Annotated in this window: 14 protein-coding genes; 4 read left to right on the forward strand and 10 right to left on the reverse strand. The window is 44.1% G+C overall.

The window, feature by feature from the left end; translation table 11 throughout:
- Positions 1-30: 30 nt before the first annotated feature.
- The 4 genes from D8792_RS03405 to D8792_RS03420 form a co-directional block, all read right to left on the reverse strand.
- Positions 31-1,311: a uracil-xanthine permease family protein gene (locus tag D8792_RS03405; RefSeq protein WP_125372880.1), complete on the reverse strand. Its 1,281-nt coding sequence runs from the start codon at positions 1,309-1,311 to the stop codon at positions 31-33.
- Positions 1,308-1,835: a bifunctional pyr operon transcriptional regulator/uracil phosphoribosyltransferase PyrR gene (gene pyrR / locus D8792_RS03410; protein WP_125372881.1), complete on the reverse strand. Its 528-nt coding sequence runs from the start codon at positions 1,833-1,835 to the stop codon at positions 1,308-1,310. Before pyrR ends, D8792_RS03405 begins: the two co-directional genes overlap by 4 nt.
- A gap of 286 nt (positions 1,836-2,121) precedes the next feature.
- Positions 2,122-2,748 (reverse strand): Pr6Pr family membrane protein, encoded by a 627-nt coding sequence (locus D8792_RS03415; protein WP_125372882.1) that lies wholly within the window; start codon positions 2,746-2,748, stop codon positions 2,122-2,124.
- Between the two features lie 8 nt (positions 2,749-2,756).
- Positions 2,757-3,095 (reverse strand): zinc ribbon domain-containing protein YjdM, encoded by a 339-nt coding sequence (locus D8792_RS03420; protein WP_005590197.1) that lies wholly within the window; start codon positions 3,093-3,095, stop codon positions 2,757-2,759.
- Positions 3,096-3,302: 207 nt separating this feature from the next.
- On the opposite strand from D8792_RS03420, the gene D8792_RS03425 reads away from it, so the two are divergent.
- The 3 genes from D8792_RS03425 (at position 3,303) to D8792_RS03435 (ending at position 5,815) form a co-directional block, all read left to right on the forward strand.
- The gene (locus tag D8792_RS03425) at positions 3,303-3,827 is read left to right on the forward strand and encodes a hypothetical protein (protein WP_125372883.1); all 525 of its coding nucleotides are present in this window, start codon (positions 3,303-3,305) and stop codon (positions 3,825-3,827) included.
- A 38-nt stretch (positions 3,828-3,865) separates the two neighbouring features.
- Positions 3,866-4,378, forward strand: a complete 513-nt coding sequence (locus tag D8792_RS03430; RefSeq protein WP_125372884.1) for a transcription repressor NadR — start codon at positions 3,866-3,868, stop codon at positions 4,376-4,378.
- Between the two features lie 138 nt (positions 4,379-4,516).
- Entirely contained in the window at positions 4,517-5,815 is a 1,299-nt protein-coding gene (locus D8792_RS03435) for an aminotransferase-like domain-containing protein (protein ID WP_125372885.1), read from the forward strand.
- A 177-nt stretch (positions 5,816-5,992) separates the two neighbouring features.
- On the opposite strand, the gene D8792_RS03440 is transcribed toward D8792_RS03435, so the two are convergent.
- The 4 genes from D8792_RS03440 to D8792_RS03455 form a co-directional block, all read right to left on the reverse strand.
- Positions 5,993-7,732 carry an ABC transporter ATP-binding protein gene (locus D8792_RS03440; protein WP_125372886.1) on the reverse strand — a complete coding sequence of 580 codons (1,740 nt, stop codon included), beginning with the start codon at positions 7,730-7,732 and terminating at the stop codon, positions 5,993-5,995.
- Entirely contained in the window at positions 7,729-9,477 is a 1,749-nt protein-coding gene (locus D8792_RS03445; protein ID WP_125372887.1) for an ABC transporter ATP-binding protein, read from the reverse strand. The genes D8792_RS03440 and D8792_RS03445 overlap by 4 nt, the downstream gene beginning before the upstream one ends.
- A 112-nt stretch (positions 9,478-9,589) precedes the next feature.
- Positions 9,590-10,261 carry an MmcQ/YjbR family DNA-binding protein gene (locus D8792_RS03450; RefSeq protein WP_125372888.1) on the reverse strand — a complete coding sequence of 224 codons (672 nt, stop codon included), beginning with the start codon at positions 10,259-10,261 and terminating at the stop codon, positions 9,590-9,592.
- 11 nt (positions 10,262-10,272) lie between these two features.
- The gene (locus tag D8792_RS03455; RefSeq protein ID WP_125372889.1) at positions 10,273-10,905 is read right to left on the reverse strand and encodes a copper homeostasis protein CutC; all 633 of its coding nucleotides are present in this window, start codon (positions 10,903-10,905) and stop codon (positions 10,273-10,275) included.
- Positions 10,906-11,186: 281 nt separating this feature from the next.
- On the opposite strand from D8792_RS03455, the gene pepT reads away from it, so the two are divergent.
- A complete protein-coding gene (gene pepT, locus D8792_RS03460; RefSeq protein ID WP_125372890.1) occupies positions 11,187-12,410 on the forward strand; it encodes a peptidase T in 1,224 nt (407 codons plus the stop codon).
- Between the two features lie 173 nt (positions 12,411-12,583).
- Here pepT and D8792_RS03465 read toward each other — a convergent pair whose 3' ends face one another.
- Together D8792_RS03465 and D8792_RS11790 are read right to left on the reverse strand one after the other, a co-directional pair.
- Positions 12,584-13,732 carry a glycosyltransferase gene (locus D8792_RS03465; RefSeq protein WP_125372891.1) on the reverse strand — a complete coding sequence of 383 codons (1,149 nt, stop codon included), beginning with the start codon at positions 13,730-13,732 and terminating at the stop codon, positions 12,584-12,586.
- A 117-nt stretch (positions 13,733-13,849) separates the two neighbouring features.
- Positions 13,850-17,347, reverse strand: a 3,498-nt coding sequence (locus D8792_RS11790; RefSeq protein ID WP_125372892.1) for a collagen-flanked surface repeat-containing protein, incomplete at its 5' end; no start/stop codon positions are given.

Here is a 17,347-nt window from a genome sequence, read left to right on the forward strand (position 1 = left end):
ACTTTGGACAAATGTAGCAATCTCGTCAGCCTAATTTTTAGGTTCTGGCAGGATGAGGTAGAGGGCAATTCCGAGAACAGTTGACAAGGCAACTCCTGAAACTTGCAGACCTGATAGTTGCAGGGTCAGACCACCGATACCAGATACCAGAACGACACTAGCAATCAGCAGGTTCTTTTTGTTGTCAAAATTGGTTTGCGCTTCAATCAGAATTTTCAAACCACTGGAAGCAATTACCCCGAAGAGGGCGATGGAAATGCCACCCAAAACTGGACTTGGAATCGATTGGAGCAGGGCGGATACTTTTCCAACAAAACTCATGATAATCGCCAGTACAGCAGCACCAGCAATCACATAAACACTGTAGATTTTATTGAGTGCCATAACCCCGATATTTTCACCGTAGCTAGTCACTGGCGGAGCACCAAAGATACCCGCGATAACCTGAGCCAGACCATCTCCAGCTAAAGTCTTATCCAAACCAGGCTCTTTAAAGAAATCTTTGCCTGTCAAGCTATTCAGAACCATAACATGCCCAAAGTGCTCTGTCATCGTTACAAAGGCGATCGGTGCCATTGTTAGGATTGCACTTGGATACAATTTAAAATCATAATCTATAAACGGAAGATTCATTGGCGGAACGTGGAACCAAGAAGCTTTTGTCACGTTGGCAAAAGAGATAATCTCCTGACCTGTCACCGCTCCGACAATCAGAGCAAAGATATAGCCAACAATCAAGCCCAGCAGAACTGGAATAATACCAACGATTTTCTTACCGTAGATGTTAAATAGAATGACACAGAGGAGGGTTACCATCCCGATAGCAAAGTAGGTGATGTCGTAGACCTTCTGGTCTCCAACGGTCTTATACATCACATCGCCAACGGCTGTACCCGCTAGACTCAGACCAATCACCATAATGATAGGCCCTACCACTACTGGCGGCAAAATCTTATCAATCCAAGCGTTGCCTGCGAATTTCACAATGAGGGCTACGATGAAGTAGACTAGACCACCCGTGATAGCACCTTGTGCAACCGCAGCAATCCCATCTGTCTTCATCAGCATTTGCATGGCAGCGATATAAGCAAAGCTGGAACCCATATAAGCAGGGATTTTGTACTTGGTCACTGTCAAGTGGGCCAGCGTTCCCAAACCACTTGAAAACAGGGCTACTGCTGGGTCAATTCCCACCAGAATCGGAACCAACACCGTCGCACCAAACATGGCGAATAGATGCTGGAATGAAAGTCCTAAGAGTAAACCAGGTTTTGGCATATCATGGACATCGTATTTAATTTCTTGACTCATCTTGTCTCCTCCTCTACAATCAGAACTCGGTCCTGACCATCTTTTTCAGTCATTTCAACAATAATCTCTTCGCGGCGGCTCGTTGGAATATTTTTGCCAACATAGTCTGATCGAATCGGTAGCTCACGGTGCCCACGGTCCACTAGAACGGCAAGACTGACGCGTGATGGCCGCCCATTGCTGACAAGATTATCAATGGCTGCACGGATGGTCCGACCTGTATAGAGTACATCGTCGACAAGAATCACTTCGCGGTCAGTAATCTCAACTGGAATCACTGTCGTGTCTTCCTTGACCTTGATGTCGTCTCGGAAGGGCTTTGTATCCACTTCGCAAACTGGAATCTCAATTTTCTCTAGCTGAGCCAGTCTTTGCTGGATCCGCTTGGCAATGAAAACCCCTCTGGTCTTAATGCCTGCCAAAACGATTTGGCTTAAATCCTTGTTGCGCTCGATGATTTCATAGGTGATTCGCGTGATGGCACGATTCATAGTGATCTCATCGACAACTTCCTTTGTCTTCATCTAAACCTCCTAAAAACATTAAAAAAGTCTCCTTTTGCAAGGAGACCTCAGAAAATAGAGACAGGCTGAAACAAGACGCACTTGTCACACTCCACCTATCATTTTTACTTTGCTCCTTGCCTATCTCTCTGGATAGAATTAAAGGACTATTTAATTGTTTATAACTATACCACAATTTCAATTCCATTTCAAGAAAAAAATGAACTTTTTTCACGATAAATTGCTAATCCATTTCAACAAAATAAAAAACAGAGAACATCTGTTTTCTATTTCCTACTATAGTACTCTAAGCTTTCTTCTTTGAAAATGAGATAGATTTGATTCCGTAGAAAACATAACCAAAGACTAGATAAGCCACAAAGATAATCAAGCACATCTTGATAACATAAGGCCAACCGTGCTTATAGACATTAAGGAAAAAGTAGGGAAAGGGTTTATCCTTGGCATTCGGAATATCAATTTTCAAGAAAAAACCGTTAATAAGGGCAAAAATCATGTAAATCAGCGGAACACTTGTCCAAGAAATGGGATCAAACCAACGATACTGCCGAGTTTTATCAAATACAAGAGTATCAAAGAAAAACATGAGAGGTACAATGTAATGGCAAAGGAAATTTTCCAAACGATAAAAATCTGTCGCAATCGGAGCTAGGAGCAAGTGATAGACAACGCAGGTAATCATGATACACATGGTCACGCCGCCCTTCACGCGCAACAGCTTGGAACTCTCCCAATTATTGTCTGTCCACATCCTAAAAATGAGATAGGCTGTGAATAACAGAACCAGAAGATTAGACAAGACCGTGTAGTACATCAGCATTCCTACGCCAAGTTTAGCAATTTCCAGATAGACTCCGACAAAAGCTAAAACCAGAAGAAGAAGGCGATAAGAAAGAATTATTTTTTTATTCATAGCGCTTCTCAGATTTTCTTGACAAATTCTGACTTGAGCTTCATAGCACCAAATCCATCAATCTTACAGTCAATATTGTGGTCGCCTTCGACGATGCGGATATTTTTCACGCGCGTTCCTTGCTTGAGATCCTTAGGAGCCCCTTTGACTTTCAAGTCCTTGATTAAGGTAACTGTATCCCCATCGGCCAACTGGTTTCCATTCGCATCAATAGCCACTGGACCAGCTTCTCCTGCTGCAACTTCTGCAGGATCCCATTCGTAGGCACATTCTGGACAAACCAAGAGGACACCATCTTCATAAACGTATTCTGAATTACATTTTGGGCAATTTGGTAAATTATTCATTAATTCATTTCTCCTTATAAGTGGGCAGACATTCAGAAAAGAATAAGAACCGAATGACAGCCATATTTTACCGTCTTATTATACGATATTTTATCTTATTTGACAAATAGGCAAAGAAAATCACTTGTTTTCAAAAAACTTTCTTGACTTTTATGACAAAACAATGTACTATTCTAGTGTATATACAGAAGTTAAAAGGAGTTTATTATGAAACCAACATCCAAAAATCAGTTTATGACACTGACCGCTTTCTTGACTGCCCTAGCCATCGTTATTCCGCTGGTTATGCCGATTAAGATCGTCATCCCGCCTGCTTCCTTCACTTTAGCTAGCCACGTTGCTATCTTTCTGGCCATGTTCATCTCGCCTCTCATGACAGTGATTGTCGTCCTCGGCTCTACCATCGGATTTTTCATGTCTGGCCTTCCTTTCATCATCACCCTGAGAGCCCTGTCTCACCTACTCTTCGGGACTATCGGCGCTCTTTACCTGCAAAAGCATCCTGAAACACTGGACAGTCAGAAAAAGATCTGGATCTTTAATTTTGTGCTGGCCCTGATTCATGCCTTTGGTGAGGTAGTGGTCTGCATTCTCTTTTATACGACGACAGCCTATCCGGCGAATGCCTTCTATATCCTCTTCGGTTTAGTTGGATTTGGCACAATTGTTCACAGCATGGTGGACTTTGTCATTGCAAAATTTGTCTATCAGGCTCTGAAAAAGATTCGCTAAACCTTGAATCTCCTAATGTTTTGATTTACAATGAAGATATGACAAAAAAACGAAGAAATGATGTATTAGAGCTTTTAAAAGAAGCTCGGCAACCTTTAAACGGACAATTTTTGGCGGAACAATTTCATGTCACTCGCCAGATTATCGTTCAGGATATTGCCCTGCTGCGAGCCGATGGCACTCCCATTATCAGTACCAATAGGGGCTATCTCTATAAAGAAAGCAATCAACCTGCTCATTTTCACCGTCTTTTTAAACTCAAGCATAAGGTGGACGATATCGAAGCCGAACTTTTAGCCATCGTTGATAATGGTGGACGGGTACAAAATATCATGATTGAGCATCCTGTCTATGGGGAAATCCAGACCTATCTGAAATTGACCTGCCGTCGCGATGTGCAGCAATTTTTAGAGCAAGTCTCAGAGAGCGATTTTCGTGCCTTATCCGAACTGACAAATGGAATTCACTACCATTTAATCGAGGCAGATTCTCAGCAGGACTTAGACTATATCGAGGAAGCCTTAGCGACACTGGGCTTTCTGCAAGAATAGGCACGGCGCAAATGTTCTAGATTGAACCAGTTTTGAAGGAAATTCAAGGCTGGTTTTTATATTTTGAATGAACAAGAAACTTTGTCAACTTCCTAGAAATAAGGTAAAATAAGAGAAAGAAATCTGTGGGGGGACAGAATGACAGCAAAAGCTAAATACCAAGTCATCATGGATAGAATTATCAGGGATATTGACAAGGGAAGACTTACTACGGGGCAAAAGATTCCTTCCGTCCGCAAACTGGCAGACCGCTACCATTGTAGCAAAGATACTGCTCAGAAGGCCTTGATTGAGCTTCGTTATCAGAAGTACATTTATGCCGTGCCTAAGAGCGGCTACTATGTCTTGGAAAATGACCAAAATAAAAAGGAAGATATGGAGCTGGCTGTGACAGACGACCGCCACCAAGCCTACGAAGACTTCCGCCTGTGTGTCAATGAAACACTGATTGGTCGAGAAAACTATCTTTTCAACTACTATTCCCAACAAGAAGGACTGGAGGAGTTGCGACAGTCAGTACAGCGCTTGCTTTTGGACTCCGTAGTCTACACTTCTGCAGACAATTTGATTCTGACTTCTGGTACCCAACAAGCCCTCTACATTCTCTCTCAGATTGATTTTCCCAATGGCAAAGACACCATTCTGGTTGAGCAGCCCACTTACCACCGAATCAATGATTTACTTCTAAATCAGAAACTGTCTTATGAGACCATTGAGCGTAAACCGACTGGGATTGACCTGAAAGAGTTAGAGAGGATTTTTAGAACAAGGCGGATCAAGTTTTTCTATACGATTCCCCGTTTCCACTATCCACTAGGACATTCCTACAGTCGTCAGGAAAAGGAAGAAATCCTTGCCCTTGCTGAACGTTATGATGCCTATATTGTTGAAGACGACTATCTGGCCGACTTTGATAGTAAGCGAGAACTGCCTTTTCACTATCTAGATAATAGTCAGCATGTCCTCTATATCAAGTCTTTTTCTACCAGTCTCTTTCCTGCCCTGCGCATCACGGCCTTGGCTCTGCCCCCTCAGATTCGAGAAACCTTTCTGTCCTATAAAAAAGCGGTTGACTACGACAGTAACCTCATCATGCAAAAGGCTCTCTCCCTCTATATTGACAATCTGATGTTTGAAAAGAATCGTCTAGGCTTACTTAACCGACTGGAAACTGAAAAAACTAAGGCACAATTCCTCTTGGACGACCTCCATTTCCCTCTGCCCCACCAGTTGACAACAGATGGCGTGATTTTTGACCTCCAATCCCTCCCCTCAGTCAGCTCTCTCAAACACAGCAAGCTACCGCTGGACTTTTTTGAAAGCAGCTACATTCAGACCTGCCCCTACCGCTATGCTAAGCTAGGGTTTGATGATTTAAAAGAAAATCTGGAAAAATTTAAAGAATATCTAAAAAGAGAGTGGGATAGAAATCGGTAATTCGTTAGAATTCGATTTCGTCGTCCCACCTCCGCACAGTTGAGTAGGGCTGTAAAAGCTGATGAAATCAGCGTAATAGAGCCCCCTCAACCACTGCGTCTTGCTCGACAATCCAAAAACAATTGAGAGGCTAGGACTTTTGTCCCAGCCTCTTTTCTTTGAATTTTTCCTTGTTTTTCAGGCATCCAACATCCCAGCCTGCAACTGGTACATTTTCTTATACGTTCCATTTTGCGCTAGAAGCTCTTCATGGCTACCAGACTCAATGATGCGCCCTTTATCTAACACGTAGATGCAATTGGCATCCTGAATCGTAGACAGCCGATGGGCAATAGCAATAGTGGTTCGACCCTGCCGCATTTTCCGGAGGGAATGCTGGATCAGCTCCTCAGTTTCCGAATCAATGTTGGCAGTGGCTTCGTCCAAAATCAAGATTTTAGGCTTAGTTGCGATGGTTCTGGCAAAAGCCAAAAGCTGTCGTTGCCCACTAGAGAAGGTGGAGCCGCGCTCGGTAACTGGACTATCATAGCCCTGAGCTAGTTGGCTGATAAAGTCATGGGCATCAACAAACCGAGCTGCTTCTTCGACCTCTGCTTGTGACAGACTCTCCTGATACATGCGGATATTAGAGGCAATGGTGCCGTGGTAGAGGAAGGGATCCTGCAAGACAAGACCGAAATTGCGTCGTAATTCTGCTTGACTATAGTCCCTGATGTCTCTGCCATCGATAAGAATCCTACCTTTTTCAAATTCATAAAAGCGCAGGAAAAGATTGATAATGGAGGATTTGCCCGAACCCGTTGACCCGACAAAGGCAATCGTCTCACCTTGCTTAACGCTAAAGGAAATGTCCTTTAGAATCTCTCTCTTTCCATCATAGGAAAAGGTCACATGCTGAAAATCAATATTGCCCGCCTGAATCTCAGGTCCTTCTTCTGCTTGCTCAGGCTCATAGTCTCTGCGATCCATCAGTTCAAAAACGCGCTCCGCAGCGACCATCGATGTCTGAAGAACAGAGTAATTTTGCATGACATCGATCAAGGGATTGAAAAGCTGGTTGACATACTGGATGAAAGCATACATGACACCAGCAGTCACTCCAGCTACTTGCCAGCTCAAACCAAAATAAGTCAGAATAAGAGCATAAGCCAAGATTTTCAGCAAGGACATGGCTGGGCGCAGAAAGAGGCTGTTCACATTCAGATAGCGATTGCTAAAGTCCAGATGCTCTCCATTGATTGCTTCAAATTCTTCGATTAGCCGCTTTTCCTGACTAAAAGCTTGAATGATCCGCATCCCTTCAATGCTCTCAGAAAGTTTGACATTGAGGTCGCTCAGTCTGGCTCGAACTTGCTTGAGCAAGCGATTGGACAGCCGCTGATACAAGATAATCGAGCCAAGCATGATGGGCAAAAAGAGGACAATCAGCAGAGTCAGCCGCCAATTCAGAGCCAGCATGGTTGCAATTGTCACTACCAAGATAAGTATAGAGCTGAGGAAGTTCGAAAAAATACTGCTAAACATATCAGCCACTGACTGGGTATCGTTGGTCAAGCGGGAAACAATAGCTCCTCCTGCAGTCTGATCAAAATACGCCATCCCTAATTGCTGCATATTCGCAAAAGTCTCCTGACGGAGATCGCGGACAATGCTATAAGCCACTCGTGCAAAAGCATACTGCCCCAGAAAAGTAAGGAGCACCCGCAAAAGAAAGAGACCATAGTAAATTGCCAGCAGATAGAGACCACTTTGGGCTGCCTCTCGGCTGACAAACTGGTCAATATAAGAACGAGCCAAAAGTGGCAAGGCCGTTGTCACCAGAGTTGTCGCAAAAATAAAGACTAGAGCCAGTAGACTAATCCATTTGTAGCGCCACATATAACCTAGGAGGCGTCTAAAAGTTGATTGTTTTGTCATTTTGCAGACTCCTCCTCAAAGCGTTCATATAATTGTTGATTTTGATAGGTTTGAGCATACCAGCCCTCTGCTGCCAGAAGTTCTTGGTGGCTGCCTCGCTCCTTAATACGGCCATTCTCCAACACTAGAATCAAATCCGCATGGACAATGGCTGACAGACGATGAGCAGTGATAATGGTCGTCTTGTCAGCTCGTTCCTGCTTGAGATTTTCTAAAATCATATGTTCGGTCTTGGCATCCACTGCCGACAAGGAATCATCCAAAATCAAAATTTCTGGATTGGTGATGAGGGCTCTGCTCATAGCCAAACGCTGCTTTTGACCACCAGAAAGCGAGACGCCCCGCTCGCCAAGTAGCGTATCCAAACCATTCGGCATAGCCTTAATATCCTCATAAACACCACACAGCTGGGCTGCTCGGATGACCTGCTCCTCTGACAGTTCTGGATTGGCAAAGCGGATATTGTCCCGAATGGACAGGGCAAAGAGTATCTGATCCTGAGGCACATAACCAATCAGACCGCGCAGATCCTTAAGAGTATACTCTCGGATATCGTGGCCATTCAGATAAATTGCTCCTTCTTGAATATCCTGCTCCCGAAGCAAGAGGCGCAGCAGGGTGGTCTTCCCAGATCCAGTCGGCCCGACAATCCCCAAGGTCTGTCCTTTTTCTAATGTAAAGTGAATATCCTTCAAAGTGGCTTCATTCTCATAAGCAAAGTAATCTATCTCATAGTCCAGTCGACCATTTTGAATACTGGCAAGTGGCTGCTGGGCTTCCTCGACATCCGACTCTTCAGCCAGCAAGTTCTCAATCCGTTCATAGGAAACGGCTCCCCGCTGACTGATATTCACTAGGTACCCCATCGCCTGCAGTGGCCACACTAGCATATCCAGATAAGTCATAAAGGTAACCAGCTCACCGACTGTAAATTGCCCTTGGGAAATAAACATTCCCCCGAAAATCAGGGTCAGAACATAGGATAAGCCGACAAAAATTAGCACCATGGGATCAAAAAGGGAATTGTACTTGGCAGCCAAGATATTCTTTTGATAGACTTCTTGGTTGATGGCCGCAAAAGACTCCGTCTCCGCATCCTGATAGCCAAAGGACTTGGTTACTTTAATCCCCGCTACGCTTTCCTGAACTTTATTGTTGAGATCTGAAAAAGCCTCCTGAGCCGCTTTAAAGCTCTCGTGATTCTTCCGACCAATCAAGCTGGTTCCCCAAGACAGAAAGGGCAAAGGGAGAATGGCAATCAGGGTCAACCGCCAGTTCAAGACCAGAAACATGGTAATGAGGGTCACCAAGGCCGTAATAGAAGCATCTACCGCTGACATAACACCACCGCCAGCCACGCTAACTACCGCATTGATATCATTGGTCGCATGGGCCATGAGGTCACCCGTTCGGTATTTTTGATAAAAACTTGGCGACATCCGTGTAAAATGCTCAAAAAGCCGTAAGCGTAAGATGCGTCCCAGATTATTGGCCGTACCAAAGATATAGAGCCGCCAGACATACCGCAAACCATACATGATAAAAGCAGACAAAATCAAAAGGAGAAGATTATAAGTAAGTTCTCCAGCAGTTAGACTCCGCCCAGCAATCCGGTCTATGACCTGCCCAATGACCCGTGGCGGAATCAGATTAAACACACTGACCAGAGACAAGGCCAAGATGCCAATCATATAACGCCGCTTTTCCAGTTTAAAAAACCAGTCTAGTTTTCTGATTAGATTCATTTCGTTTCCTCATTCCAAACAAAGGACGGACAGCCCTTAATCCGACTGTCCGTTTCTCACTATCTCTATTATACGCTATTTCATCTAAAAATGAAACTCAGGCAAACTATGCTCATCTTTTCTTAGTCAGGACAAAGCTGATATCCAGCAAATCAAAAAGTTGCTGATCCGACAAGGTTCCATCCAAAGGCAAGCTAAGCCAGTATTTTTTATTCATATGAAAGGCGGGATAAATTCCCTTTTGCTGAATAAGTTCCGCAACTCGGTCACTCTTGACATTCAGGACCTCGATCGCACCACTGCGCTCCTTTTCAAATTTAGACCAATTGGTCGTCAAAAAAGCTCCGTACCATTTCTTGCTATCCTGATGGCGAAAAACAGCGGCCCCATTAGAGCTTTTACGAGAAGAATTCTCCCAGAAATACTCTAACTGCCCCTGATAAGTAGCCGCCACATAAGAGCTCAGTCGCTGACTTTGCTCATAAAGAAAACCTACTTCCTCAAAGCAATGCTGCCGAATGTCCAGCAGGACTTCCTGACAGGCCACCCTGACTTGACCAACAAATTCTCCAGCCATACTTTCCATCTTGACTTGTCGGTACTCGTCACCTGTATCCAAGTCAAACACCTGAAAATCCAGCTTTCCATCGAAAATCAGCACATTAATCTGGAAATCATCAGCCATAATCTTGGTCGAATAGCCATATTCTGCACCAGACCTGACAAAGCCATAATCCAGTAAACTCTCTTCCTTCAGCCTGTATTTTTCAAATAAATCCAACATGAGCTTGCCTGCTAAAATACTACTTTGGTGCCGTGCAATTGATCAACACCCAAAGTGTCAGCAATCTCAGCACGATTTTCTAGGTTGATTCCACCACCAGGTAAAATTTCTATCCGCCCTGCCGCATGCTCAATCAATTCATCCAGCCAAGCCAAATGCTCTAGAATGGACTCTGACGCTGGCCCGCCATGAGTCAAAATCCGCTTAACTCCATGTTCAACCAGCCAGTCTAACTCTCCAAACTGATATTCAGCAGGAATAGCGTCAAAAGCCATATGGAAGACCACATCCAGTCCCTGAGCTGCTTCAAGCAGCCGTTCCATCTTAGGATAATCAATCTCGTTATTTTCCGTTAAAACACCGAAAACGAGGCCATGGCTCCCCGCCTCACGTGCCTTCTGAATGTCCGAAAGCATTATCTCGATTTCCCCATCTGAATAGACAAAATTCCCGCCGCGAGGACGAATCATGGTCATCACAGTCGCATCATAAGGCTTGACCATTCGTACTGTAGCCTCGATGACACCGTAGCTAGGCGTTGTTCCACCAACTGATAGGTTATCACACAGCTCAACCCGCTTGGCTCCAGCCTCTAAAGCCTTGTCTAGTAAGGTGACATTCTCTGCACAAAATTCATAAATCATGGCACTACCTCTTATTTACTATATTGATTTTCTACTTTTTATTATATCACAAAATTTCTTTTAAATTGCGCCTCTAGCATATTTGCCACTGTTTTTCTCAACAATTTTATATTAATAGCTTGCAAAAATTTTCTATTGTCTACTCTTACAAATCTTATTTTCAGCTATTTCCACTACGACCATCTTCCAAGACTTTTCAACTAGAGAAATATTGACTTACAGATGTCTTTTGTTCAAGATTGTGCTAAAATAGACTTAATCTATGAAAACAAGGAGCNTTTATGAAATACCCTAATCTTTTAGAGCGTTTCCTGACCTATGTCAAGGTCAACACACGCTCAGACGAAACATCTACTACTACACCCAGCACNCAGAGTCAGACAGACTTTGCTAACAATNTCCTCATTCCTGAAATGAAGCGAGTTGGCTTGGAAAATGTCTACTACCTACCAAATGGCTTTGCGATCGGAACCCTGCCAGCTAACGACCCAAGCTTTACCCGCAAAATCGGCTTTATTTCTCACATGGATACGGCTGACTTCAACGCAGAAAACATCCAGCCGCAGGTCATTGAGAATTATGATGGCGGTGTGATTCCGCTGGGGAAATCCGGCTTTAACTTGGATCCTGCAGACTTCGCCAGTCTCCATAAATACAAGGGCCAAACCCTGATTACAACTGACGGAACAACCCTTTTAGGCGCAGATGACAAGTCTGGTATTGCTGAAATCATGACTGCTATCGAATACCTGTCTGCCCATCCAGAAATCAAGCATGGAGAAATCCGAGTTGGCTTTGGACCAGACGAAGAAATCGGTATCGGTGCTGATAAATTTGACGCTGAAGACTTCGATGTAGACTTTGCCTACACAGTGGATGGCGGACCTCTAGGCGAGCTTCAGTACGAAACCTTTAGCGCTGCTGGAGCAGAGCTAACCTTCCAAGGACGCAATGTCCATCCGGGAACTGCCAAAGACCAAATGGTCAATGCACTCCAGCTGGCTATTGACTTCCACAACCAGCTGCCAGAAGCCGACCGTCCAGAGAATACTGAGGGCTACCAAGGTTTCTACCACCTGATGAACTTGACCGGAACTGTCGAGGAAGCTCAAGCCAGCTACATTGTCCGCGACTTTGAGACAGAGGCTTTTGAAAATCGCAAAGCTGCTATGCAGGCTATTGCTGATAAAATGAACCAAGAACTGGGTAGCGAGCGCGTCATTTTGACCCTCAAAGACCAGTATTACAACATGAAGCAGGTCATTGAAAAGGACATGACACCAATCAACATCGCTAAGGCGGTCATGGAAAGTCTGGACATCCAGCCGATCATCGAGCCGATTCGTGGCGGAACTGATGGCTCTAAAATTTCCTTTATGGGCATTCCGACACCTAACCTCTTCGCCGGTGGTGAAAATATGCACGGCCGCTTTGAATATGTCAGCCTAGAAACCATGGAACGCGCTGTCGATACTATCATTGGCATCGTCTCTTATCAAGAATAAAATAAAGAAACAGAAATTCATAAGGAATTTCTGTTTTTTTGACTTTTAAAACTGAAAGTTAAGCTAACACCAACTGCTCCAAGAGCAAAAAAGGAGAAGACCAATTGGTCCTCTCCAAAGTTTGGCATGTATCAGGCCGTTATAGTCTACAAAAACTGTAATGACAGATTCAATTAAGCTTCTGGACCGTTGATTACCTCTATAATCTTCTCAATAATCTCATTATCTAGATACTGTTCGAACTGAGGTAAGTATTCATAATAGTTCTTATAAGTATCGGCCTGTCCTGCCAGAATTAAAGCTCTGAAGCCTTGGTAGGCAACTTCAAAATTCCCTATTTTGACACCATTTTCTAACAATTCAAATGGAATCCAATAGTCATAAACCCTATTCCAGCTGAAAAGGCTATCTGGATTCAATTCTAAATCCTTGGCCATATAAGCATAAGCAAAAGCAATGTGGTGCTGCCCTGCCTCTCTATACAATTTGGCTAATTGAGACCATGCTTCAGCGCGATTAGGGTTAATCTGGATAGCTTTTTCCAAATACTCCCGTCCTTCAAGAGCTTTCCCTTCATTTTCATAAATTTGCGCTATTTCTAGACAAGAATAATAAGCTTCCTCTGACCATCCATCCATCATAACTGCACGTTTTTTAAACCAAGACAAGGCCTCCTGGTATAAACCTGCATCACGATAAGATCTCGCGCAATAAAAGGTATATCTAGGCTCTAAGTCAGGGTCTTGATTATTATAAACGGCATTTGCAAGTACAGTTGCATCATGATAATATTTATCATCGTCTAGACTTCGTGCGCCTCTTGTTCTTGCAATAACTGAATAAGGTCCTACAAGATTTCCATAACTGGCACCTTCAGGCAATTCAATAAATTCATGCACGACTCCTCGCCAATAGATTTCTGGATTATTTTTAAAAAGAGCTACACGACGAAATGAAAGAACTCCACTCTCATCTGAAAAATTGAGATAATAGGCATCTGCTTCAAGATCAGTAGAAATTTTTAAACTACCTTCAACGAAATCATCTGCATCAAAGATTAGAATATAGTCTCCCTTTCCTCTTGCATAATTTAGGGCTAAATTTCTATTATGTGCAAAGTTTTGCCATTCATCTTTGTGCAATTCTCCTGGAATCCCCACCTCACTAAAAAAGTTCAAGATGAGGTTTTCCGTTCCATCTGTGGAGCCAGTGTCAGAAATGACCCAGTAGTCAAATGTGATTGAATTGACCAAATTTTGGAGTGTTTCCAAAATTATATGGGCTTCATTTTTTACAATCATATTCAATACAATTGATGACATTCAATTCCTCCAAAACATTAATACAACAAAACTAGAGGCTAGTAGAATTTTAATAATNCTAATAGCCTCTGTTTTACTCTAAACTTGATATTGCTTAAATTTTATAAAGAGAATATCTTAGAGTTCTTCTTCTTTTCGCTTAGAAACACCTAAGGCAGCTAGAAGTGCAGCTGATAGAAGTCCTGCGCCTACCACACCTACTTCATGGTTGCTATTGTCACCAGTCTTAGGAAGGGTTCCTGACTTAGCTACTACTTTGGTTGTTCCTGCAGGTTTTGTTGGCTTAGCTGGAACTGTTGGAGCTGTTGGAACTACTGGTTTTATTGGATTAGTAGGACCTGTAGGACCAGTTGGGCCTGTAGGACCGGTTGGACCAGTTGGGCCTGTAGGACCGGTTGGACCAGTTGGACCTGTAGGACCAGTTGGACCTGTAGGACCGGTTGGGCCGGTTGGACCGGTTGGGCCTGTAGGACCAGTTGGGCCGGTTGGACCTGTTGGGCCGGTTGGACCGGTTGGACCTGTTGGACCTGTAGGACCAGTTGGACCTGTAGGACCTGTAGGACCGGTTGGGCCGGTTGGACCTNTTGGACCTGTAGGGCCGGTTGGACCGGTTGGGCCGGTTGGACCGGTTGGGCCGGTTGGACCTGTTGGACCGGTTGGGCCAGTTGGACCTGTAGGGCCGGTTGGACCTGTTGGGCCGGTTGGACCTGTTGGACCGGTTGGACCGGTTGGGCCGGTTGGACCAGTTGGACCGGTTACACCCTTGCCATCTTTACCGTCCTTACCATCTTTACCATCTTTTCCGTCTTTGCCGTCCTTACCATCTTTACCATTTCTGATAATTGTAGAAGATGTTACTTCATCAGAATCAACCTTACCATTGTTATTCTTATCAATTCCAACAAGAATAGTAACACTACCATCTTCATTTTCAACGAGCGTTACAAGTGAGCTTTGACCATCTTTTCCGTCTTTGCCGTCCTTGCCATCTTTTCCGTCTTTTCCATCTTTAACGATAGTAGCAGAGGTTACTTCATCTGAATCAAGCTTACCATTGCCATTTGTATCAAAACCAATCTTAATGGTGTGTGTTCCATTTTGATTATCAACTACTTCTGCTAATGGTGTCTTACCATCTTTACCGTCTTTCACGATAGTCGTTGACGTTACTTCACTTGGATCAAGTTTACCATCACCATTCTTATCAAGACCAACTTTAACAGTATGCGTACCATCGTTGTTGTTAACTACTTCAGTTAATGATGATTTACCATCTGCACCAGTTGCTCCTGTCGCTCCTGTAGCACCGTCTTTCACGATAGTTGTTGACGTTACTTCACTTGGATCAAGTTTACCGTCGCCATTCTTATCGAGTCCAACTTTAACAGTATGAGTACCATCGTGGTTATCAACTACTTCAGTTAATGATGATTTACCATCTTCACCTTTATCGCCCTTAGCTCCTGTAGCACCAGTTGCGCCAGTTGCGCCATCTTTAACGATAGTCGTTGACGTTACTTCACTTGGATCAAGTTTACCGTCACCGTTCTTATCGAGTCCAACCTTAACAGTGTGCGTTCCGTCGTTGTTGTTAACTACTTCAGCTAATGGAGATTTTCCATCCTTACCGTCTTTAACGATGGTAGATGAGGTTACTTCGTCTGGATCGAGCTGGCCATTGTTGTTCTTATCAAGACCAACTTGAACAGTATGAGTTCCATCGTTGTTATCTACAACCTTAGCCAATGATGGCTTGCCATCTGCACCTTTATCGCCTTTAGCTCCGGTCGCGCCTGTAGCACCAGTTGCGCCGTCTTTCACGATAGTTGTTGACGTTACTTCACTTGGATCAAGCTTACCGTCACCGTTCTTATCGAGTCCAACTTTAACAGTATGAGTACCGTCATTGTTGTTAACGACTTCAGCTAATGGAGACTTACCATCCTTACCGTCTTTAACGATGGTAGATGAGGTTACTTCGTCTGGATCGAGCTGGCCATTGTTGTTCTTATCAAGACCAACTTGAACAGTATGAGTTCCATCGTTGTTATCTACAACCTTAGCCAATGATGGCTTGCCATCTGCACCTTTATCGCCTTTAGCTCCGGTCGCGCCTGTAGCACCAGTTGCGCCATCTTTCACGATAGTCGTTGACGTTACTTCACTTGGATCAAGTTTACCGTCGCCGTTCTTGTCGATTCCAACTTTAACAGTATGCGTACCGTCGTTGTTGTTAACTACTTCAGCTAATGGAGATTTTCCATCCTTACCGTCTTTGATGATTGTTGAAGATGTCACTTCGTCTGAATCCAACTGACCGTTGCCGTTCTTATCAAGTCCAACTTGAACAGTGTGAGTGCCATCGTTATTGTCTACAACCTTAGCCAATGATGGTTTACCATCCGCTCCTGTTGCACCTGTTGCGCCATCTTTCACGATAGTCGTTGACGTTACCTCACTTGGATCAAGCTTACCATCACCATTCTTATCAAGACCAACTTTAACAGTATGCGTACCGTCGTTGTTGTTAACTACTTCAGTTAAAGATGATTTACCATCTTCACCCTTAGCTCCAGTTGCACCTGTTGCGCCATCTTTCACGATAGTCGTTGACGTTACTTCACTTGGATCAAGCTTACCATCACCATTCTTATCAAGACCAACTTTAACAGTATGAGTACCATCGTGGTTATCAACTACTTCAGTTAATGATGATTTACCATCTGCACCTTTATCGCCCTTAGCTCCGGTCGCGCCTGTAGCTCCAGTTTCACCTTTATCGCCTTTAGCTCCGGTAGCTCCTGTGGCTCCAGTTGCGCCAGCTTTTCCATCCTTACCATCTTTGACAATAGTTGAAGATGTCACTTCGTCTGGATCAAGCTCACCATTTCCGTTCTTATCGAGTCCGACTTGAACAGTATGAGTACCGTTATTGTTATCGACTACTTTAGCTAGTGGAGATTTTCCATCCTTACCGTCTTTGACGATTGTTGAAGATGTTACTTCATCTGGATCCAACTGGCCGTTGCCGTTCTTGTCGAGACCAACCTTAACAGTATGAGTACCGTCGTTGTTGTCTACGACTTGAGCCAATGATGGCTTACCATCTTCACCTTTGGCACCAGTTGCGCCTGTAGCACCAGTGGCACCTTTATCGCCTTTGGCTCCGGTTGCTCCGGTTGCTCCGGTAGCACCTGTTGCGCCAGCTTTTCCATCTTTGACGATAGTTGAAGATGTTACTTCATCTGGATCAAGCTGACCATTATTNTTCTTATCAAGTCCGACTTGAACAGTATGGGTACCATTGTTGTTATCAACAACCTTAGCTAGTGGAGATTTACCATCTTTTCCGTCTTTAACGATTGTTGAAGAAGTTACTTCGTCTGGATCCAATTGGCCGTTGCCATTCTTATCCAGTCCAACTTTAACAGTATGAGTACCGTCGTTGTTGTCTACTACTTGAGCCAATGATGGCTTACCATCTTCACCTTTGGCGCCTGTTGCGCCTGTTGCGCCAGTTTCACCTTTATCGCCTTTGGCTCCGGTCGCGCCTGTAGCACCAGTTTCACCTTTATCGCCCTTAGCTCCGGTTGCGCCTGTAGCACCAGTGGCACC

Source organism: Streptococcus cristatus (genome assembly GCF_003943505.1).
GTDB classification, from domain to species: domain Bacteria; phylum Bacillota; class Bacilli; order Lactobacillales; family Streptococcaceae; genus Streptococcus; species Streptococcus cristatus_E.